The 18871-nt window shown below is 68.0% G+C and carries 19 protein-coding genes; 8 read left to right on the top strand and 11 right to left on the bottom strand.

Features of this window, described 5'->3' with window-relative positions; all coding sequences use genetic code 11:
• The 5 genes from ssuD to ACSFA5_RS23130 form a co-directional block, all read right to left on the bottom strand.
• Nucleotides 1–1179, bottom strand: coding sequence for an FMNH2-dependent alkanesulfonate monooxygenase (gene ssuD, locus ACSFA5_RS23150; RefSeq protein ID WP_435446378.1), 1179 nt, complete (start codon nt 1177–1179; stop codon nt 1–3).
• Entirely contained in the window at nt 1179–2135 is a 957-nt protein-coding gene (locus ACSFA5_RS23145) for a sulfonate ABC transporter substrate-binding protein (protein ID WP_435446377.1), read from the bottom strand. The genes ssuD and ACSFA5_RS23145 overlap by 1 nt, the downstream gene beginning before the upstream one ends.
• A 31-nt stretch (nt 2136–2166) precedes the next feature.
• The gene (locus tag ACSFA5_RS23140; protein ID WP_435446376.1) at nt 2167–3216 is read right to left on the bottom strand and encodes a sulfonate ABC transporter substrate-binding protein; all 1050 of its coding nucleotides are present in this window, start codon (nt 3214–3216) and stop codon (nt 2167–2169) included.
• 181 nt (nt 3217–3397) lie between these two features.
• A complete protein-coding gene (gene ssuE, locus ACSFA5_RS23135) occupies nt 3398–3982 on the bottom strand; it encodes an NADPH-dependent FMN reductase (protein WP_435446375.1) in 585 nt (194 codons plus the stop codon).
• Nucleotides 3983–3988: 6 nt separating this feature from the next.
• Complete coding sequence (locus ACSFA5_RS23130) at nt 3989–5041, bottom strand: sulfate ABC transporter substrate-binding protein (RefSeq protein ID WP_435446374.1); 1053 nt, start codon at nt 5039–5041, stop codon at nt 3989–3991.
• Between the two features lie 147 nt (nt 5042–5188).
• Here ACSFA5_RS23130 and ACSFA5_RS23125 point away from each other — a divergent pair, with 147 nt between their 5' ends.
• The gene (locus ACSFA5_RS23125; protein ID WP_435446373.1) at nt 5189–5464 is read left to right on the top strand and encodes an oxidative damage protection protein; all 276 of its coding nucleotides are present in this window, start codon (nt 5189–5191) and stop codon (nt 5462–5464) included.
• A 14-nt stretch (nt 5465–5478) separates the two neighbouring features.
• Nucleotides 5479–7227 (top strand): FAD-dependent 5-carboxymethylaminomethyl-2-thiouridine(34) oxidoreductase MnmC1, encoded by a 1749-nt coding sequence (mnmC1, locus tag ACSFA5_RS23120; protein ID WP_435446372.1) that lies wholly within the window; start codon nt 5479–5481, stop codon nt 7225–7227.
• Between the two features lie 15 nt (nt 7228–7242).
• Here the strand turns inward: mnmC1 and ACSFA5_RS23115 are convergent, their stop codons facing one another.
• Complete coding sequence (locus ACSFA5_RS23115) at nt 7243–7572, bottom strand: antibiotic biosynthesis monooxygenase family protein (protein ID WP_435446371.1); 330 nt, start codon at nt 7570–7572, stop codon at nt 7243–7245.
• A 128-nt stretch (nt 7573–7700) separates the two neighbouring features.
• Between ACSFA5_RS23115 and ACSFA5_RS23110 the strand changes: the two genes are divergently transcribed.
• Nucleotides 7701–8600 carry a transglutaminase family protein gene (locus ACSFA5_RS23110; RefSeq protein ID WP_435446370.1) on the top strand — a complete coding sequence of 300 codons (900 nt, stop codon included), beginning with the start codon at nt 7701–7703 and terminating at the stop codon, nt 8598–8600.
• Nucleotides 8601–8778: 178 nt separating this feature from the next.
• Complete coding sequence (locus ACSFA5_RS23105) at nt 8779–10311, top strand: alpha/beta hydrolase family protein (protein ID WP_435446369.1); 1533 nt, start codon at nt 8779–8781, stop codon at nt 10309–10311.
• A gap of 56 nt (nt 10312–10367) precedes the next feature.
• On the opposite strand, the gene ACSFA5_RS23100 is transcribed toward ACSFA5_RS23105, so the two are convergent.
• Both ACSFA5_RS23100 and ACSFA5_RS23095 read right to left on the bottom strand, forming a co-directional pair.
• Nucleotides 10368–11858 (bottom strand): sensor histidine kinase, encoded by a 1491-nt coding sequence (locus tag ACSFA5_RS23100; RefSeq protein ID WP_435446368.1) that lies wholly within the window; start codon nt 11856–11858, stop codon nt 10368–10370.
• Between the two features lie 73 nt (nt 11859–11931).
• Complete coding sequence (locus tag ACSFA5_RS23095; RefSeq protein WP_435446367.1) at nt 11932–12657, bottom strand: response regulator transcription factor; 726 nt, start codon at nt 12655–12657, stop codon at nt 11932–11934.
• A gap of 99 nt (nt 12658–12756) precedes the next feature.
• On the opposite strand from ACSFA5_RS23095, the gene ACSFA5_RS23090 reads away from it, so the two are divergent.
• From ACSFA5_RS23090 to msrA, 4 genes are all read left to right on the top strand, one after another.
• Nucleotides 12757–13407 carry a cytochrome b/b6 domain-containing protein gene (locus ACSFA5_RS23090; RefSeq protein WP_435446366.1) on the top strand — a complete coding sequence of 217 codons (651 nt, stop codon included), beginning with the start codon at nt 12757–12759 and terminating at the stop codon, nt 13405–13407.
• A gap of 23 nt (nt 13408–13430) precedes the next feature.
• Nucleotides 13431–14222, top strand: coding sequence for a molybdopterin-binding protein (locus tag ACSFA5_RS23085; protein ID WP_435446365.1), 792 nt, complete (start codon nt 13431–13433; stop codon nt 14220–14222).
• Nucleotides 14223–14331: 109 nt separating this feature from the next.
• A complete protein-coding gene (locus tag ACSFA5_RS23080; RefSeq protein ID WP_435446364.1) occupies nt 14332–14598 on the top strand; it encodes a pentapeptide MXKDX repeat protein in 267 nt (88 codons plus the stop codon).
• Nucleotides 14599–14709: 111 nt separating this feature from the next.
• On the top strand, nt 14710–15411 hold the full coding sequence (msrA, locus tag ACSFA5_RS23075) for a peptide-methionine (S)-S-oxide reductase MsrA (protein ID WP_435446363.1): 702 nt from the start codon (nt 14710–14712) through the stop codon (nt 15409–15411).
• A 28-nt stretch (nt 15412–15439) separates the two neighbouring features.
• Here the strand turns inward: msrA and ACSFA5_RS23070 are convergent, their stop codons facing one another.
• Genes ACSFA5_RS23070 through ACSFA5_RS23060 form a run of 3 tightly spaced genes read right to left on the bottom strand, consistent with a single transcriptional unit; the run spans nt 15440 to nt 18860 of the window.
• On the bottom strand, nt 15440–16738 hold the full coding sequence (locus ACSFA5_RS23070) for an acetyl-CoA hydrolase/transferase family protein (protein ID WP_435446362.1): 1299 nt from the start codon (nt 16736–16738) through the stop codon (nt 15440–15442).
• The gene (locus ACSFA5_RS23065) at nt 16735–17760 is read right to left on the bottom strand and encodes a class I fructose-bisphosphate aldolase (protein ID WP_435446361.1); all 1026 of its coding nucleotides are present in this window, start codon (nt 17758–17760) and stop codon (nt 16735–16737) included. The genes ACSFA5_RS23070 and ACSFA5_RS23065 overlap by 4 nt, the downstream gene beginning before the upstream one ends.
• Before the next feature lie 50 nt (nt 17761–17810).
• Nucleotides 17811–18860, bottom strand: a complete 1050-nt coding sequence (locus ACSFA5_RS23060; protein WP_435446360.1) for a GntR family transcriptional regulator — start codon at nt 18858–18860, stop codon at nt 17811–17813.
• Between the last annotated feature and the right edge of the window lie 11 nt (nt 18861–18871).

Genomic DNA, 18871 nt, shown 5'->3' with positions numbered 1-18871 from the left:
TCAGCTTTGGGAGACGAGGCGCGAAGGCGCATCGAGATTGGCGACGACCTCGCCGAACGGACCGCTCAGCGAGCCGCCCGCCAATGGCGACAGCTTGGTACGGGCCTTGCGCGACAGCAGCGGAAACACCAGCTCGGCGAAGCGGTAGGCCTCTTCCAGGTGCGGGTAGCCCGACAGAATGAATTTGTCGAGGCCGAGCGCGGCGTATTCCTCGATGCGCGCTGCCACGGTCTTCGCATCACCCACCAGCGCGGTGCCGGCGCCACCGCGCACCAGGCCCACGCCGGCCCACAGGTTGGGCGAAATCTCCAGGTCGGCGCGCGAGCGCTTGGCGCCGCCCGCATGCAGCGCGGCCATGCGGCGCTGGCCTTCGGAGTCCATGCGCGCGAAGGCGGCCTGAGCGCGAACGACGGTGTCGTCGTCCACGCGGCTGATGAGCGCTTCGGCGGCCTTCCAGGCGGCGTCTTCGGTCTCGCGCACGATCACGTGCAGGCGAATGCCGAACTCCACCTTGCGGTCCTGCTTCTCGGCGCGGGCGCGCACGTCGGCGATCTTCTTCGCCACCTCGGCCGGCGGCTCGCCCCAGGTGAGGTAGGCATCGACCTGCTCGGCGGCCAGGTCGTGCGCGGCGGCCGACGAGCCGCCGAACCACACGGGCGGATACGGCTTTTGCACCGGCGGGTACAGCAGCTTGGCGCCCTTCACGCTCAGGTGCTTGCCTTCGTAGTCGAAGCTCTGGCCGTCATGGCTGCGCGCGAGGATCTCGCGCCAGATGCGGATGAACTCGGCCGACTGCTCGTAGCGCGAGGCATGGTCCAGGTACACGCCGTCGCCTTCCAGCTCGGACTGGTCGCCCCCGGTGACGAGGTTCACCAGCAGCCGCCCGCCCGAGAGCCGGTCGAAGGTCGCGGCCATGCGCGCGGCCAGGCTGGGCTGGTGCAGCCCGGGGCGTACCGCCACCAGGAACTTGAGATTCTTCGTCGAACCGATCAGGCTGGACGCGATGACCCACGGGTCTTCGCACGAGCGGCCCGTCGGAATGAGCACGCCTTCGTAGCCCAGGTTGTCGGCCGCGCCGGCAATCTGCTGCAGGTAGGCCAGGTCGACGGGGCGCGCGCCCTCGCTGGTGCCCAGGTAGCGGCTGTCCCCGTGTGTCGGAAGAAACCAGAAGATCTGCATCACGCCACCCCTGCGCCAGCGGCTTCGAGCACGTTGATCTTCTTGGGGATGAGCTTCAGCGCGAAGAAGGTGTCGGCGATCTGCTGCTGCTCGGCCAGGATGGCCTTGGTGATCGGGGTGATGCCGTAGGCCGTGCGGGCAACGGTGACGTCGGCCACCGGCTTGGGCAGGCCCCACAGCGCGGCCAGTTCGGCGGCCAGCTCGTTCTTGTTCGCGGAACCCCAGGCGTCCACCTTGTTGAGCTCGTCCACGGCAATGGCGAGCACGTCGGCGTTCTTCGCCACGTAGTCGAGGGACGAGAAATAATAGGCCCGGTTGCCCACCACGCCCGTGGCGTCCGCCAGGATGCGCGCGTCCAGCGTTTTCTCGGCGGCGGCAAGGAACGGGTCCCAGATCACCCAGGCGTCGACCGAGCCCTTTTCGAAGGCGGCGCGCGCGTCGGCCGGCGGCAGGTAGACCAGGTTCAGGTCGGCGTACGCCAGGCCATGCTTCTCGAACAGCTTGACGATGAAGTAATGCACGTTCGAGCCCTTGTTGAGCGCGATTTTCTTGCCCTTCAGGTCGGCCACGGTCTTCACGGCGGAGCCCTTGGGCACCAGCACGGCCTCGGTCTGCGGGCGGTGCTGCGTGGCGGCCACGTAGGCCAGCGGCGCGCCGGCGGCCTGCGCGAAGATGGGGGGCGCTTCGCCCACGTCGCCGAAGTCGATGGAGCCGACGTTCAGCGCCTCGAGCTGCACCGGCCCGGCGGTGAACTCGGTCCACTTGACCGTGACGCCCAGGGGCGCGAGCCGCTTCTCGAGCGTGCCGCGTCCCTTGAGGATGTTGAGCGTGCCCTTCTGGTTGCCGATGCGGAACTGCCGCGCGGGCGCCTGTGCCAAGGCGGCGAACGAAGGCAGCACGATGGCGGCTGCGGCGCCCTGGATCAGGCGGCGACGGGGAACGGAAATGCGTGTCATGGCGGTGTGCTTGAAAGAGGTGGAGACCGGTTCAGGGCTGCGCGGTCACGATGGCGTCGCTGACCTTGATGGCCTTGGGAATGAGCTTCAGCGCATGGAAGGTGTCGGCGATCCTTTGCTGGTCGGCCGCGACGGCCGGCGTGATCGGCTTCACGTTGAACTCGTAGCGGCGCAGCGCCAGCTCGACCACGTCGACCGGCAGGCCCTGCAGCGGCGCGATCAGCTCGGCCGCCTGGCGCAGGTTCTTCTTGAGCCAGATGCCCTGCTCCACCGAGTCGGCGAACAGCGCGTCGATGACCTTGGGATTGTTCTTCACGAAGGCGCGTTCGCCCAGGTAGTACTGGTAGTTGTTGACGACGTCGGGCGTGCCGGCACCGCCCCCGGTGCCGTCTGCCAGCACCCGGGCGCCGGTGGCCTTCTCGGCGGCGGCCTGGAACGGATCCCAGATCACCCAGGCGTCGACGTTCTTGCTCTCGAAGGCGGCGCGGCCGTCCGCGGGCGCCAGGTAGATGGGCTGGATGTCGGAGAGCTTCAGGCCGTTCTTCTCGAGCTGCTTCACGAGCAGGTAGTGCACGTTGCTGCCCTTGTTGAGCGCCACCTTCTTGCCCTTGAGGTCGGCGACCGACTTGATGGGCGAGTCCTTGGTGACGAGGATGGCCTCGGCGCGCGGCGCGGCCGGGTCGAAGCCGAAGTAGACGAACTTCGCGCCCGCGGCCTGCGCGAAGATGGGCGGCGCCTCGCCGACGAAACCCACGTCGACGGCGCCGACGTTCAGGCCTTCGAGCAGCTGCGGGCCGGCCGGAAACTCCACCCACTTGACGCCGAAGCCCAGCGGCGCGAGCCGCTTCTCCAGCGAGCCCTGTGCCTTCTGCAGCACGAACAGGCTGGCCGACTTCTGGTAGCCGATGCGCAGTTCGCCCTTGTCCTTGCCCTGGGCATGGGCCGACGCGGCGGAGATGAAGCTCACGATGAGCGCGATGGCACTCACCACAAGGGCGCTGATCAGCAGATCGCGCAGGCCGCGCAAGAAGGAGCGCGGCGGTACTTCGAGCACGGAGTCTTCGGTGGCGACGGGGTTCATGCGTGGATTCCTTGGGTTCCAGAAACTTCAGGCCAAAGCGCTCCCTCAGCGGCTCTGAAGGCAGCTGGGAAATCTTTAGTGAAACACCGAGGAACCGGCTTTGCCGGTCCTCAGGTGTTGCCCCCGGCAGGGGGAAGGCGCCGCGACACGACGTGCGCGCAGCCTGGGGGCGAGCCTTGTTTCAGACGCTACATCGCACGCGCGAGAACGGCACCGACTCGAAACCGTGCACCGGCGGCAGCTTCAGCCCTTCGGTGGCGAGCACCTCGACGGCCTCGTTGAGACGCTCGGCCAGCTCGGGGTGCACCTGGTAGGCGTTCTCGGGCGTCAGCGTGATCTGCGAATCGCTGGCATACACGCCCGGCAGGATGTGGCGCGCCGACAGCGACTGCAACACGGGCCGCAGCGCGTAGTCGAGCGCGAGCATGTGGTGCGGGCTGCCGCCGGTGGCCAGTGGCAGCACCGTCTTGCCCTTGAGCGCGTTCTGCGCAAGCAGGTCCAGAAAGACCTTCAGCACGCCGCTGTAGGCCGCCTTGTAGACCGGCGTGGCCACCACGATGGCGCGGGCCTCGGTCACCTTGGCGATCGCGGCGACGATGGCCGGGTGGTTCCAGTCGGCCAGCAGCAACGCCTGCGCCGGAAGGTCGCGGATCCAGAGGCGCTCGATGCGCGCGTGGCGGCTCGCCAACCGCTCGCCCACCGCCTCGAGCAAGGCGGTGGAACGCGAGGGTGCGGAAGGGCTGCCGGCAATCAGAAGAACGGACACGGCGATTTACTTTTGCTTGGGTGCGTAGATCTGGTCGAAGGAGCCGCCGTCGGCGAAATGCTCCTTGTCGGCCTTCGCCCAGCCGCCGAAGGCCGAGTCGATGGTCACCAGCGTCAGCTTGGGAAACTGCTTGTCGTACTTGGCCTTGGCGGCGTCGGACGTCGGGCGGTAGAAGTTGCGACCGGCAATGTCCTGGCCTTCGTCGGAGTACAGGTACTTCAGGTATTCCTCGGCCACGGCGCGCGTGCCCTTCTTGTCGACCACCTTGTCGACCACCGCCACGCTGGGCTCGGCCAGGATGGAGATGGACGGCACCACGATCTCGAACTTGTCGGGGCCGAATTCCTTCAGCGCCAGGAAGGCTTCGTTTTCCCAGGCCAGCAGCACGTCGCCCACGCCGCGTTGCACGAAGGTGATGGTCGAGCCGCGCGCGCCGGTGTCCAGCACGGGCACGTTCTTGAACAGGTTGCCGATGTATTCCTTGGCCTTGGCGTCGCTGCCGTACTTGCGCTTGGCGAATTCCCACGCGGCCAGGTAGTTCCAGCGGGCACCGCCCGAGGTCTTGGGGTTGGGGGTGATCACCTGCACGCCGGCCTTGGTCAGGTCGTCCCAGTCCTTCAGGCCCTTGGGGTTGCCCTTCTTCACCAGGAACACGATGGTCGAGGTGTAGGGGGCGGAGTTGTGCGGCAGGCGCTTCTGCCAGTCGGGCTTGACGAGGCCACCGTGGGTGACGAGCGCGTCGACGTCGCCGCCCAGCGCCAGCGTGGCCACGTCGGCATCGATGCCGTCGATGATCGAGCGGGCCTGCTTGCCCGAGCCGCCGTGCGACTGCTTGACGGTCACTTCCTGGCCCGTCTTGGCCTTCCAGTACTTGGCGAAGGCCTGGTTGTAGTCCACGTACAGCTCGCGCGTCGGGTCGTAAGACACGTTCAGCAGCGTCACGGGGCCCTTGTTGGCAGCCGCGGCGCCTTGCGCGAACGTCGGCAACGCCGACAGGGCCAAAGCACCGGCCACGCCGGCACCCAGGGAAAGCTTGATAAAGTCGCGGCGAATGCTCATGGTGTCTTGCTCTGAAAAGGCATATCGATGAAGCTGTGTATTCTCAATACGGCATATAGAAACTGGAACGACCAAGTTCTCAGTTCTAAATAGCTAAATCAACTAAGCACCCGCTTACCCCACTTTTCCCGTTCAAAGGCAATCGAAATGGCACGCATGGTTCAGTGCATTAAACTCGGCAAAGAGGCCGAAGGGCTCGACTTCCCGCCCTACCCAGGCGATCTGGGCAAGCGCCTGTGGGAAAACGTGAGCAAGGAGGCCTGGGCCGCCTGGCTCAAGCAGCAGACGATGCTGGTCAATGAAAACCGGCTCAACCTGGCCGACCTGCGCGCCCGCCAGTACCTGGCACGCCAGATGGAAAAGCATTTCTTCGGCGAAGGCGCCGACGTCGTCCAGGGCTACGTGCCGCCCCCGGCCGCCTGAGCCCCTTCCCCGCCGTGGCCGCCGAACCGGCGCAAGCGCGCCCTGTGTTCCTGGACGGTTGCGGATTGCCCAAGGCGTGGGCCGGACAGCCGCAATGGCTGATTCTCGAAACCGGCTTCGGCCTGGGCCTCAATTTCCTGACAACGTGGCACGCGTGGCGCTCCGACCCCGAGCGGCCGCGCATGCTGCATTTCGTGTCGGTCGAGCCGCGCCCGGTTTCGGCTGACGCCTTGCTGCGCGCCGCCCAGGCGCACCCCGAACTCGCAGCGCTTGCCACGGAGGTGGTCGCGCAATGGCACGGCCTGCTGACCGGCTTTCACCGGCTGGCGTTCGACGACGGCCATGTGCTGCTCACCCTGTGCGTCGGCGATGTGCAGCCGATGCTGCGCGCCCAGCGCTTCGAGGCGGACAGCCTCTTCCTGGACGGCGCCGGCGCGCAGCAGGACCCGGCGATGTGGTCGGGCGACACGCTGAAAGCCGTCGCGCGCTTTGCGCGGCAAGGCACGGGCATCGCCACCTGGAACGCGGCACATCCTGTGCGCGATGCGCTCGCGCAGGCCGGCTTCACGATCGTCGAGGCGGCCGATGGCCTGCGCGGCGTGTTCGCACCCGCCTGGACGGTGCGCCGGCGCGGGCCCGCGCCGCAGCGCATCGACGCACCGGGCCGCTGTGCCGTCATCGGCGCCGGGCTGGCGGGCGCCGCTGTCGCGGCGAGCCTGGCGCGGCGCGGCTGGCAGGTCACGGTGCTGGACGCCGCCGTGCAGCCGGCCGGCGGCGCGTCCGGGTTGCCGGTGGGCATGCTCGCGCCGCACGTGTCGCCCGACGACGCCTTGCTGTCGCGCCTGACGCGTGCCGGCATCCGCGCCACCTGGGCCGAGCTGACGCGGCTGCTGGAAGAAGGCCACGACTGGCGCGCCACCGGCGTGCTGGAGCGCCGGCCGGACGGCGATGTGCGCGTGCCCCCGGGATGGAGCGCCGACGGTCCCAATGAATCGTGGCCTGCGAATGCCGACCGGTTGGAGGCGGCAGGCCTGCCGGGCGATGCGCCGGCACTCTGGCATGCGCGCGCGGCCTGGGTGCGGCCGCACCGGCTGATCGCGCAGTGGCTGCGTCAGCCGGGCGTCGTGTTTCGTGGCGGGGCCCGCGTGGCGCGCCTGGCGCACGACGCAAGCGGCTGCCAACTGTTCGATTCGTCCGGCGAGTTGCTGGTCGACGCGGACCGCGTGGTCGTCTGCGCCGGCTTCGAGTCGGGGCAATTTGCGCCAGGACTTCCTCTGCAACCGGTGCGTGGCCAGGTCGCCTGGGGACGGATGACCGAAAGCATCGCCCTGTCCGCCACGCCGATCAACGGCGACGGCCATCTGGTCGCGCAGGTGCCGCACGGCGACGGCCACCCGATCTGGCTGGCGGGCGCGACCTTCGACCGCGACAGCACCCGCCTGGCCCCCAGCGCGGCGGACACCGAGGCGAACCGCGCACGCCTGGCGCGGCTGCACCCGGCGGCGGCCTGCGCGCTGGCCCCGGCCTTCGACCACGCCGAAGTCCGCACCTGGGTCGGCATTCGCTGCGCCTCGGGCGACCGCCGTCCGCTGGTGGGTGCCATCGATGCGCAGGCACCGGGCCTGTGGGCCTGCACCGCGCTGGGTTCGCGCGGCCTGAGTTTCGCGGCGCTGTGCGCAGAACTGCTCGCCGCGCAATGGCATGGAGAGCCGCTGGCTTTGCCTGCAGCGCTGGCCAAGGCACTCGGCACGCAAAGGCTCTGAGCGAGCGCCCCGAACTCAGGCCACCACCACGGGTGCCAGCAGGTGATCGATCCGCTCGTCGCCATAAGTGCGCACCACCTGCGAAATCACGACCTTGTACCCATCGAGCCAGTTCGCCTGCCCGGCCTTGGCCTGCTGGTGCACGGGATGCCGGATCAGCGCCTGCAGGCTTTCCAGCGACTCCCAGTAGTACACGTTCGACACCAGCCCGTTGCCCGCGTTCTCCCAGGTCTCCTCGCCCAGGTAGCCGGGCAGCGATTTCGCGGCTTCGGCGATGGTCTGGTCCAGGCGGTGGAACGTGTCGTCGAATTGCTTCTTGGCGAAGATGAAGGTGGCGCAATACATGGTTCCCCTGTGAGCGAAAGGATGAGGGCGAGCGGGCCGGAACACCGGGCGGGCGGCGATTGTGCGGCATGCGTGCCCCTATTCCACTATTCGCCCGCTTGCCTTGCGCAGGCCCCAGAATGCAACGCATGGCCACCCAGTACGACATCCTGCACACCACCGTCTATCGCTACAACAAGCCGGTCACTTTCGGCCTGCACCGCGTGATGTTCCGCCCCCGCGACAGCCACGACCTGCGCGTGCTGGCCACCGACCTGCAGGTGAGCCCGCAGGCGTTCACCCGGCTCATTCAAGACCCTCACTCGAATTCCGTGGCCCTGGTACAGCCCATGGGCGAGGCGACCGAACTGCGCATCGTGTGCTCGTTCACCATCGAGCACGTGCCGGCGCAGCAAGACCAGCTGGCGCTCGACCCGGCCGCCGAGTTCCTGCCCTTCGCCTACACGCTGCAGGAGCGCCTCGACCTGGAGCACTACCTGCGCCCGCACCACGAAGACGACAACCAGGGCACGCTCATTCGCTGGGCCCACCAGTTCCTGCACACCGACAAGCCCAACAGCACCCGCGAAGTGCTCACCCGCATGAACGCGCACATCGGCCAGAGCCTGGCGTACAAGGCCCGCGACGAGGAAGGCACGCAACCACCGCTGGAAACGCTGGCGCTGGGCAGCGGCAGCTGCCGCGACTACGCGCTGCTGATGATGGAAGCCACCCGCCGCCTGGGCATTGCCACGCGCTTCGTGTCGGGCTACATCTACGATGCCGCGCTCGACAACGCGGCCCACGCCCAGGGCGACTCGATGACCGGCGCCGGCACCACGCACGCCTGGCTGCAGGCCTACCTGCCGGGCGTCGGCTGGCTGGCCTTCGACCCGACCAACAACCTGATGGGCAGCGGGCAGCTCATTCGCGTGGGCGTTTCGCGCGACCCGGCGCAGGCCGCGCCCATCTCGGGCAGCTGGTATGGCGACGCCGAGGCCTACGAAGGCCTCGAGGCGACGGTGGTCGTCACGCGCCGCAAGAACTGACACCGTCCCTGTCGCGCAGGCGATAGCCGCTGCGGGAAACCCCGCAGCGCCACACACCCCAAGCACCCTACGCTGCGCCGCCGGCTCAGCGAAATAGCACGGTCGTTCTTTGCGACCGGGTGAGAGGTGCTGCGTCGGTTTTTCTTCCCAAGACCCACAAGAACGGAGAGAGACACCCATGCATTCAGCGCGCCTGACACTTCTTGCCCTGGCAGCCAGCCTCGTCGTCGCATCCTGCGGCGGTGGCAGTGGCAGCGGCGGCGGCAACGGTTTTGCCTTCACGCCTGTCCCGCCAGCCCCTGCACCGAACCCGCCGGCGCCGCCACCGCCGCCCCCCGCACCCGCTCCCGAAGAAACCCGCGTGCAGGACAGCCGCACGTCCTTTGCACCGGCGGACCCCACGGCCACCACCTTCGCCGCACTGGCCGCCGACGTCAGCGACACGGTCGTCAACAGCAGCACCAGCCGCTGGGCCGGCATGCTCGGAGGGGCCCAGTACCACGTCGAGGTGCCCGCCAACTGGAACGGCGAGCTCGTGATGTATGCGCACGGCTACGCCGGCGAAGGCAACGTGCTGAGCGTCACGGACCCGTCGATCCGCCGCTACCTGATCCAGAACGGCTACGCCTGGGCCGCCTCCAGCTACAGCAAGAACTACTACGACGTGCGCGTGGGCGTGGAAGACACCAACGCGCTGGCGCTGCAGTTCGCCGCCATCGCCAAGGCCAACGGCCGCACCCTGGCCGCGCCGTCCAAGACCTTCATCACCGGCCACTCGATGGGCGGCCACATCACGGCGGCCGCCATCGAGGACGAGGCCTACGCCACCGCCAACCACAAGGTGAAGTACAACGGCGCGGTGCCGATGTGCGGCGTGGTGGGCGACACCGAGCTGTTCGACTATTTCGCGGGCGCGCAGGTCGCGGCCCAGGCGCTGGCGAGCCTGCCGAAGTACCCCACCCCCAACTGGGCCGACATCGCCGCGCAGGTGGGTGCCCGGCTGTTCACCAACTTCACCACCTCGCCGCCCGACATCAGCACCACGGCGACCGGCACCAAGTACGCCTCGGTGATCCAGAACCTCACCGGCGGCCCGCGCCCGATGTTCGACCTGGGCTTCAAGTCGGGCGGCTCCTTCGCCGCCGTGTGGGGCGTGTTCGGCAGCGACGGCACGGTCACCGGCATCCTGAACAAGAACACGCTGGACACCAACCGCTTCACCTACACCATCGACGCCGACATCCCGGGAACCAACACGCTGAACGCCTCGGTGCTCAAGCTCACCGCGGCGACGGACGCGAACCGCCTGCGCACCGACGGCCTGCGCTGGATTCCCAAGGCCAACGGCGAATTCAAGATTCCGGTGGTCACGCTGCACACCCTGGGCGACCTGTATGTGCCCTTCAGCATGGAGCAGATCTACAACAAGCGCGTGGCCGCCAAGGGCAACAGCCAATGGCTGGTGCAGCGCGCAGTGCGCGGCATCACGCATTGCGACTTCACGCTGAAGGAGCAGGTCGAGGCCTTCGACGCGATGGTCCAGTGGGAGCGCAACCCGTCGGTGAAGCCGGCCGGCGACGACGTGCTCACGCCGGCCACGGTGGCCGACGTGCACTACGGCTGCACGTTCACGCGCCCGCTCGGCACGGTCGACGAGAGCACGACGAGTTCGGCAACGCGCCCGGGCGCTGCGGCCGCGCGCCCCTGCTGAATCGGGGGACTGCGCACGGCGCGCGTGCGGGGGCCTGACGAACCCCTGAGGCCCCGTCAGGCCCCCGCCACGCCGCCGAGCTGAAAGCGGAACACCGCCCCCTTGTCGGGCTGCTGCACCAGGCGGATGTCGCTGCCGTGCAGCTGCAGGATGCGCTTGACGATCACCAGGCCCAGCCCGCCGCTGCTGGCGCTGTCGGTGCGCGAGCCGCTCATGAACACGGGCCGCATGAACAGCGCCTTCTGCAGGTCGCCCGGAATGCCCGGCCCCGTGTCGCTCACATGCACCGTCACGCCCGCGTTCTCCGCGCGCAGCTGCACCGTGATCTCGCCGCCCGCGGGCGTGTGGCGAATGGCGTTGTCCAGCAGGTTCGTCAGCACGCGCTCGATCATGCCGAGGTCGGCCGACACCACCGGCAGGCCCGGCGCGATGTCGGGCTTCAGGCGCTGGTGGCGCGCCTCGGCCGCCAGCTCGAACTTCTGGAACACGTCCTGCACCAGGTCGGCCAGCGCGAAGTTTTCTTTCTCGGGCTTGACCACGCCGTATTCGAGCCGCGCCAGCTCGAACACTTCCTGCGCCAGGCGGCCGACCTTGCGGCTCTGGCCCAGCGCAATTTCCAGATAACGCCGTCGCTCCGCTTCGTCGAGCGTGCCGGCCTTCAGCAGCAAGGTCTCCAGATAGCCGTGCAGCGAGGTGAGCGGCGTGCGCAGGTCGTGCGAGATGTTGGCGAACAGCTCACGGCGCTGCTGGTCCTGCAGCGTGAGCTCGCGCCATTGCTCGGCGATGCGCCGCGTCATCTGCGTGAAGGCCTGGCCCAGCTGCGCGATCTCGTCGGTGCCTTGCGACAGGCGCTCCAGCGTGGGCGTTTCGCTCTCGAGCGAGGCGATGCCCTCGGTCTCGAAGCGCTTCACCGCCGTGGTCAGTTCGCGCAGCGGGCGCGTGATGAGCCGGAACGCCGCCAGGCCGGCCAGCAGCCCGAGCAGCGCCACCAGGCCCATCGACCACAGCATGGTGCGCAGCACGTTGTCGGCTGCGGCGTTGGCGACCAGCGCGTCGAGGTCCTCGCCCTGCAGCACCACGTACACATAGCCCGCGTCGCGTCCGCCCATGCGCAGCGGCGCCACGCTGAACACCTTCGACGCCGTCGGGCTGCGCGGATCGTCGCCGGCGATGGGCAGCGGTGCGCCGGCCAGCAGCTTGCGAACGGGGCCCAGATCGACCTTGTCGCGCTTCAGGTGGCCGGGCGGCGCGGCCTGCGCCTCGATGCGGCCGTCCAGCCCCAGCAGGTAGACCTCGACGCTGGGGTTGACCGCCATCAGCTTGTCGAACAGGTCCTTCACCGCGTCCTGGTTCAGGCCGCCGGGCTTCATGAGCTCGGTGTTCTCGGCGATGTGGGCCGCCAGGCCGCTCGACAGGCGCTGGACCACTTCCTGCTCGTGCAAGCCGCGCGAGCGCACCTGCAGCCACACCGAAGCGCCGCAGCACACGAGCAGCAGCACCGCGAACACGGCCGAAAGCCTGCGCGAGAGCGTGGCCCAGGCGATCATCGGTGCACCCTTGGCGCTGCGCGCCTTCCCGCCGAGCGGGAGCGAGCTTGCTCGGGGCGGCCCGGCGCGGCGCTCACGACACGTCCTCCGCGCTGCCGGAGGCCGACAGCTTGTAGCCGCGCCCCCACACCGTCAGGATGCGCCGCGGCTCCGCAGGGTCGGCCTCGACCTTGGTGCGCAGGCGGTTGATGTGCGTGTTCACCGTGTGCTCGTAGCCGTCGTGCTGGTAGCCCCACACCTGGTTGAGCAGGTCGAGCCGCGAGAACACCTTGCCCGGGTTGCGCGCGAAGAAGTACAGCAGGTCGAACTCGCGCGGCGTGAGCTCGATGGGCTTGCCGTCCAGGCGCACCTCGCGCGCCAGCGGCTCGATGTCCAGGTTGCCCAGCGTGAGGCTGCCCGACTCCATGCGCGCATTGCGCGCCAGCGCATCGGTGCGCCGCAGCAGCGCCTTCACGCGCGCCACCAGCTCCAGCACCGAGAAGGGCTTGGCCAGGTAGTCGTCGGCGCCCAGCTCCAGCCCCAGGATGCGGTGCACCTCGCTCGAGCGGGCGCTGATGATGATGATCGGCGTGTAGCGCGTCATGGCGCGTGCGCGGCGGCAGATTTCGAGCCCGTCGACGCCGGGCAGCATCAGGTCGAGCACCAGCGCGTCCCAGTTGCCCCGCTCCAGCTCGCGCAGCCCGGCGTGGCCGTCGGCGGCGTGCTGCACCTCGTAGCCCTCGTCGCGCAGGTGCATGCGCAGCAGTTCGGCGATGTGGGCGTCGTCCTCGACGATCAGCACGCGTTTGGGGGTGTCCATATGGAGCCGATTGTCCTGCGATACGGCTCGGGGAGTTATCACGATTAATTGAACTTTGCGTGATGAATCGGCCATGGGGTGCGCCCAACAATCCGCTCCATGAACAGCACAGCCATCGCCCCTCTTGCCGCACCGGTGGACGCACGGCCCATCCACCCGCTTTGGATGCGCATCACGCACTGGCTCAATGCGCTGGCCGTGGTGATTCTGGTGACCAGCGGCTGGCGCATCTACGACGCGGCGCCGTTCTTCCCCTTCACCATCCCCACCGTGGTCACGCTCGGCGGCTGGCTCGGTGGTGCGCTGCAGTGGCACTTCGCGGCCATGTGGCTGCTGGTGTTCAACGGCTTCGTGTACCTGGCGGTGAACATCGCGAGCGGCCGGCTGGCGGCCAAGTTCTTCCCTGTGACGCCGAGCGGCGTGCTGCACGACGCGCTGGCCGCGCTGAAGGGCAAGCTCTCGCACGCCGACCCGCGCCGCTACAACAACGTCCAGAAACTGGCCTACCTGTTCGTGATGCTCGACCTGGTCGTCATCGTGCTGTCGGGCCTGGTGCTGTGGAAGTCGGTGCAGTTCGCGGTGCTGCGCGACCTGCTGGGCGGCTACGAGTTCGCACGCCGCATTCATTTCTTCGCGATGGCGGCCATCTTCGCCTTCGTTGTCGTGCACCTGGTGATGGTGGCGCTGGTGCCCCGCACGCTGCTCACCATGCTGCGCGGCCGCACGCCACGGCACCTGCCCAAGGCCTGAACCGCACCCCCCGGACCCGTCTCATGAACATCTTCAAAGCCCCCACCCTCACCGGCGTCGACGGCGACGCCGTGCTGCGCGAAGCCCGCACGCTGATCGCGAAGAAGCTCGACCAGCCCGCGCGGCGCGCCTTCCTGCAGCGCTCGCTGACACTCGGCGGCCTGTCGCTGCTCACGGGCTGCAGCATCAGCGACAACACCCAGGTCGAAGCGGCGCTCACGAAGATCTCGCGCTTCAACGACAAGGTGCAGGGCCTGATCTTCAGTTCGAGCCAACTGGCACCGACCTACACCGAGGCTGAAATCACGCGCCCCTTCCCTTTCAACGCGTACTACGGCGAAGACGAAGTGCGCGAGGTGGACGAGGCCAGCTACAAGCTCGAAGTGACCGGCATGGTCGCCGACAAGCATGCCTGGACGCTGGCCGAGCTTCGCGCGATGCCGCAGCACGACCAGATCACCCGGCACATCTGCGTGGAAGGCTGGAGCGCCATCGGCAAATGGGGCGGCGTGCGCTTTGCCGACTTTCTGCGCCACATCGGCGCCGACACCACCGCCAAGTACGTCGGCTTCAAGTGCGCCGACGACTACTACACCAGCATCGACATGCCCACCGCGCTGCACCCGCAGACGCTGCTCACGCTGAGCTACGACGGCCAGCCCCTGCCGCCCAAGTACGGCTTTCCGATGAAGCTGCGCATGCCGACCAAGCTTGGCTACAAGAACCCGAAGCACATCAAGGCGATGTTCGTCACCAACACCTACTCAGGTGGCTACTGGGAAGACCAGGGCTACAACTGGTTCGGAGGGAGCTGAGGGGCCGCCACAGCCGCTCGACTGCCGAAGAAAGCGCGAGGCCGAATGCACTTGTCGTGTAACCAGGCCGATCTTTGAAACGAAATCCAAACACTACCCAGGACTCCCAATGAACAAGCTCACCGCAACCCTGCTCGCAACCTGCATGGCCTTTGCCGGCGCCTCGGCCTTCGCCGCGGACGAAATGGCGAAAGACGGCATGGCCAAGGACTCGATGTCCAAGGACGGCATGAAGAAAGATTCGATGGCCAAGGACTCCATGTCGAAGGACGGCATGAAGAAGGACTCGATGGCCAAGGACTCCATGGCGAAGGATTCGATGTCCAAGGACGCCATGAAGAAAGACAGCATGGGCAAGGACGAGATGAAGAAGTAAGCGCCCTTCCCGAGCGCCGCAAACGACATTGACGCCCGGCCGGTTCGGCGTCAATGTCGCGAGAACCCGCTTTCCACTGCCTACCAAGGCATTCCTCAAGGAACTCACCTCATGAAATCCATCGCACTCACTGCCGGCACGCTGGCCGCTGCCGCCCTGGTGTGGCACGCGGTGCCCTCCTTCGCCGAAACCGCCCGCCGCGTGCCTGCCCCCACCGCCGACCTGACGGCGCCGGCCGCCGCCAAGACCGAGACCGCCGTGTTCGCGGGCGGCTGCTTCTGGGGCGTGCAGGGCGTGTTCCAGCGTGTCAAGGGCGTGAGCAATGCCGTGTCGGGCTACGCCGGCGGCGACGCCAGGACGGCGCGGTACGACGAAGTGGGCTCGGGCCGCACCGGACATGCCGAATCGGTGCGCATCACCTACGACCCGCAGCAGGTCAGCTACGGCAAGCTGCTGCAAATCTATTTTTCGGTGGCGCACGACCCGACAGAGCTGAACCGCCAGGGCCCCGACAGCGGCACGCAGTACCGCTCCACCGTGTTCGCCGAGAACGCCGACCAGGCCCGCATCGCCAAGGACTACATCGCGCAGCTCAACCAGGCCAAGACCTTCGGCAAGCCCCTGGCGACCACCATCGAGACCGCCAAGCCCTTCTATGCGGCCGAGGACTACCACCAGGACTACCTGACGCTGCACCCGAGCCAGCCCTACATCGCGATCAACGACATGCCGAAGATCGACGACCTGAAGAAGCTGTTCCCGGAGAGCTACAAGGCCACGCCTTCGCTGGTGAAGGCGGCCAAGGCGGGCTGACCGCCCCGGCCCGGCGGGCCTGGCAGGCCTAAAGCAGCTTCAGCCGCTGCGCCTGCTCGGTCAGTTCCGCCCGGAAGGCCGGGTGCGCGATGCCGATCAGCTCGCGCGCGCGCTGCTTGGCCGACTTGCCGCGCAGCTGCGCCACGCCGTACTCGGTGACCACGTAGTTGATGTCGTTCTTGCTGGTGCTTACGTGCGTGCCGGGCGACAGCGACGGCACGATGCGCGAAATGGTGTCGTCCTTGGCCGTCGAAGGCAGCACGATGAAGGCCTTGCCGCCGCGCGAGCGATTGGCCGCGCGCACGAAGTCCGACTGCCCGCCCGTGCCCGAATACGGCGCGTAGCCCAGGCTCTCGGAGCCGCACTGCCCCAACAGGTCGATCTGCATCGTCGCGTTGATGGCGATGAGGTTGTCGTTCAGCCCCGCCAGCGCCGGGTCGTTGGTGAAATTCACCGGGTGCATCTCCAGCGCCGGGTTGCGGTCCATGAAGCGGTAGAGCTTGCTCGAGCCCAGTGCGAAGGTGGCGATCGACTTGCCCGGCAGGTAGTTCTTGCGCCGGTTCGTGACCGCCCCGCTTTCCACCAGCGTGAGGATGCCGTCGCCGATCATCTCGGTGTGAATGCCCAGGTCCTGCTTGCCCGTGAGCTGCATCACCACCGCGTCGGGAATGCCGCCGTAGCCGATCTGCAGCGTGGAGCCGTCGTCAATCAGGTCGGCCACGTACTTGCCGATGGCTTCCTGCACCATGCCGATCTTGGGCAGGCCGACCTCCATCACAGGCGCTTCGTTTTCCACCAGCGCGGCCACCTGCGAGATGTGCACATGGCAGGCGCCGCAGGCAAAGGGCACGTTCGGGTTCACCTCCAGCACCACGGCGCGGGCCCGGGCGACAGCGGCCATGGTGTAGTCGGCGCCCAGGCTCAGGGCGAAGTAGCCGTGCGCGTCCATGGGCGAGGCCATGCTGAAGACCACGTCGGCCGGTATCTGTCCGCGCTCGATCTGCGCGGGAATCTCCGAGAAGTAGTTCGGCAGGAAGTCGATCCAGCCCGCCTGCCCGCCCGCGCGCGTGGCGCCGCCGAAGAACAGCGCCACGTGGCGCACATGCGCGACGGTCTCGGGGTCGAGGTAGGCGTACTTGCGCATCGCCAGAATCTGCGCCACCTTCACGTCGCGAAAGTCGCGGCGCTGCTCCGACAGCGCCGCGAGCAGCGTGGGCGGCTCGCCGACGCCGGTGGGCACGACGATCATGTCGCCGTTGCGCACCTGGCGCACGGCATCGGCGGGAGCGGCCAGCTTCTGGCGGTACAGGTCCTGGGGCGTCGTCATGCGCGGGTCTGTGCCTGTTCTTGGTAGTCGCCACGGCGCGCGGCCTGGTTGGCGCGGGTGCGAAGCACCAGCGCCTGCTGCGCCGCGGCCACGTTGGCGGCATCGCCCTTCCACGCATCGAGCGCGGGCTGCTGCACTGCGCGCGAGAACGAGAAGGTCAGCGCCCACGGCATGCGCGACCTGAACCTGAGGTTCATTGCATTCAGCCGGGCAGAAGCCAGCTGCGCCGACTGGCCGCCCGAGAGAAAGGCCACGCCTGGCACCGCAGCGGGCACGGTGCGCAACAGGCAGTTGACGGTGGCTTCGGCCACCGCCTCGACCGGGTCCTGCACGGCGGCCTTCTGCCCCGGCAGCACCATGTTCGGCTTCAGCAGCATGCCTTCGAGCAGCACGCCCTGCGCGCGCAGGTGCACGAAGGTCTGGTGCAGCACTTCTTCGGTGACCTCGGCGCAGCGTGCGAGCGAATGGTCGCCGTCCATCAGCACCTCGGGCTCGATGATGGGCACGATGCCGGCCTCCTGGCACAGCGCGGCGTAGCGTGCGAGCGCATGGGCGTTGACGTCGATGCAGGCGCGCGTCGGCAGGCCCTGTGCAATGGCGATGACGCCGCGCCACTTGGCAAAGCGCGCGCCCATCGCAGCGTATTCGGCGAGCCGCTCGCGCAGGCCGTCCAGGCCTTCGGTGACGGTCTCTCCCGGGTGCGCGGCCAGCGGCTTCGCCCCCATGTCGACCTTGATGCCGGGGATGATGCCCACGCCCTCCAGCGCCTTGGCGAAGGGCAGGCCCGCGTTCGTCTTCTGGCGGATGGTCTCGTCGAACAAAATGGCGCCGCTGATGCTGTCGCCCAGCCCCGGTGCGGTGACGATCAGCTCGCGCCAGTCGCGCCGCGCCGCCTCGGTCTGCGGGATGCCCAGCGCCGCGAAGCGCTTGTTGCAGGTGGCGTTGCTCTCGTCCATGGCGAGCAAGCCCTTGTCGCCGGCGACCAGCGCGCGGGCGGTGGCTGTCAGTGTCTGTGCGGTCATGAGTGGGTGTACCTCCGTTGAGAAGATCGTACGCCTCGCACCGCCCGCGGTCAGGCCACGCGCACGAGATAGTCGGGGAATTGCGGTTCGGGCAGCACCGCCAGAACCTTCAGTTGCTGCTGGGTGCGCTTGCGCGCGGCCTGCAGATGCGCCGCGAGCGCCTCGGCCGCCAACGCGAACTGGCGTGCGCAAAGATGCTCGACGATCGCCCGGTACTCGTCCAGCAGCAACGCATTCGTCGATTGCTCGAACATGCGCACGAAGGTGCGGTTGACGATCAGCGGCATCTGGCACTGCCGAAGGATGCCGCGCATCTTGGTGTTGGGATGCTTCGAGAGGCAATCCCCATGGATCTGGCTTTCGATGCGCAGCAGTTCTTCCGTGCCGACGGCCTCGGGATCGCTCAGGGATGCGCGCAGGCCGAGCAGAAACTGTTCGTCGAGCTTCGGTGCGCTGTCCAGCAACGCGGCCGGCGCAAGCAGCAGCAGCACCTCGTAGTCCTGAGCAATGGCGCGCGCCGTGAGCGGGCCGGCCAGCCAGGCCGCATAGGCGCTCTTTTCGACCAGGCCGCGGTCCACCAGCCGGCTCAACACCTCGCGCAACGCCACCCGGTTCACGTTGAAGTGCTTCATGGCCCGCGCTTCGTCGATGCGAAAGTGACCGAACACGACGGCGGCGGAAATCGATCGCTCGAACTCGCCGAGGATGCGCTCGCTTTCCGAGGGAATGAAGATGGTTGCGCCCTGAGCGCCCTGCGCGTCCTGCCCGAGCGAAGCTTCGTCGATGGCCAGCCGCTGGGGCGCCACCTGCTGGCCGCGCGGCGCCACCATGTAGCCGCGGCCCGAGAATTTTTGCAGCAGCCCTTCTTCGTGCAGCAGATGAAAAGCCTTTCGCACCGGGACGCGGCTGGTGCCGAACACGTCGGCCACCGGCCCCTCCAGCAGCACCAGGCCGCGCACGATGCGCTTGTCGGCAATGGCCTGGCGCAGCCGGTTGCGGATCACCTCGTAGCGCAACTTCCGCTCGCCGGCTTCGGCGGCTGGGGACACCGAGGGGTCGGGTTCGATGGTCAGCCCCCGGTCGCTGGCTCGCGGACTCATTTGCTTTTCGT

Origin of the sequence: Variovorax monticola (assembly GCF_051216855.1) — a bacterium.
Taxonomy (GTDB): domain Bacteria; phylum Pseudomonadota; class Gammaproteobacteria; order Burkholderiales; family Burkholderiaceae_C; genus Variovorax.
The sequence above is the reverse complement of the archived record's forward strand: the minus strand, read 5'-3'. Positions and strand labels throughout refer to the sequence as shown.

Bases quoted from the DNA above. Each gene is read 5' to 3' on its own strand.
- ACSFA5_RS23130 (WP_435446374.1), bottom strand. From the start codon at position 5,041: ATGAGCATTCGCCGCGACTTTATCAAGCTTTCCCTGGGTGCCGGCGTG.
- ACSFA5_RS23115 (WP_435446371.1), bottom strand. From the start codon at position 7,572: ATGTATTGCGCCACCTTCATCTTCGCCAAGAAGCAATTCGACGACACG.
- ACSFA5_RS23060 (WP_435446360.1), bottom strand. From the start codon at position 18,860: ATGAGTCCGCGAGCCAGCGACCGGGGGCTGACCATCGAACCCGACCCC.
- ACSFA5_RS23095 (WP_435446367.1), bottom strand. From the start codon at position 12,657: ATGGACACCCCCAAACGCGTGCTGATCGTCGAGGACGACGCCCACATC.
- ssuD (WP_435446378.1), bottom strand. From the start codon at position 1,179: ATGCAGATCTTCTGGTTTCTTCCGACACACGGGGACAGCCGCTACCTG.
- ACSFA5_RS23070 (WP_435446362.1), bottom strand. From the start codon at position 16,738: ATGACGACGCCCCAGGACCTGTACCGCCAGAAGCTGGCCGCTCCCGCC.
- ACSFA5_RS23140 (WP_435446376.1), bottom strand. From the start codon at position 3,216: ATGAACCCCGTCGCCACCGAAGACTCCGTGCTCGAAGTACCGCCGCGC.
- ACSFA5_RS23090 (WP_435446366.1), top strand. From the start codon at position 12,757: ATGAACAGCACAGCCATCGCCCCTCTTGCCGCACCGGTGGACGCACGG.
- ACSFA5_RS23125 (WP_435446373.1), top strand. From the start codon at position 5,189: ATGGCACGCATGGTTCAGTGCATTAAACTCGGCAAAGAGGCCGAAGGG.
- ACSFA5_RS23065 (WP_435446361.1), bottom strand. From the start codon at position 17,760: ATGACCGCACAGACACTGACAGCCACCGCCCGCGCGCTGGTCGCCGGC.
- ACSFA5_RS23080 (WP_435446364.1), top strand. From the start codon at position 14,332: ATGAACAAGCTCACCGCAACCCTGCTCGCAACCTGCATGGCCTTTGCC.
- ACSFA5_RS23105 (WP_435446369.1), top strand. From the start codon at position 8,779: ATGCATTCAGCGCGCCTGACACTTCTTGCCCTGGCAGCCAGCCTCGTC.
- msrA (WP_435446363.1), top strand. From the start codon at position 14,710: ATGAAATCCATCGCACTCACTGCCGGCACGCTGGCCGCTGCCGCCCTG.
- ACSFA5_RS23145 (WP_435446377.1), bottom strand. From the start codon at position 2,135: ATGACACGCATTTCCGTTCCCCGTCGCCGCCTGATCCAGGGCGCCGCA.
- ACSFA5_RS23100 (WP_435446368.1), bottom strand. From the start codon at position 11,858: ATGATCGCCTGGGCCACGCTCTCGCGCAGGCTTTCGGCCGTGTTCGCG.
- ACSFA5_RS23110 (WP_435446370.1), top strand. From the start codon at position 7,701: ATGGCCACCCAGTACGACATCCTGCACACCACCGTCTATCGCTACAAC.
- ACSFA5_RS23085 (WP_435446365.1), top strand. From the start codon at position 13,431: ATGAACATCTTCAAAGCCCCCACCCTCACCGGCGTCGACGGCGACGCC.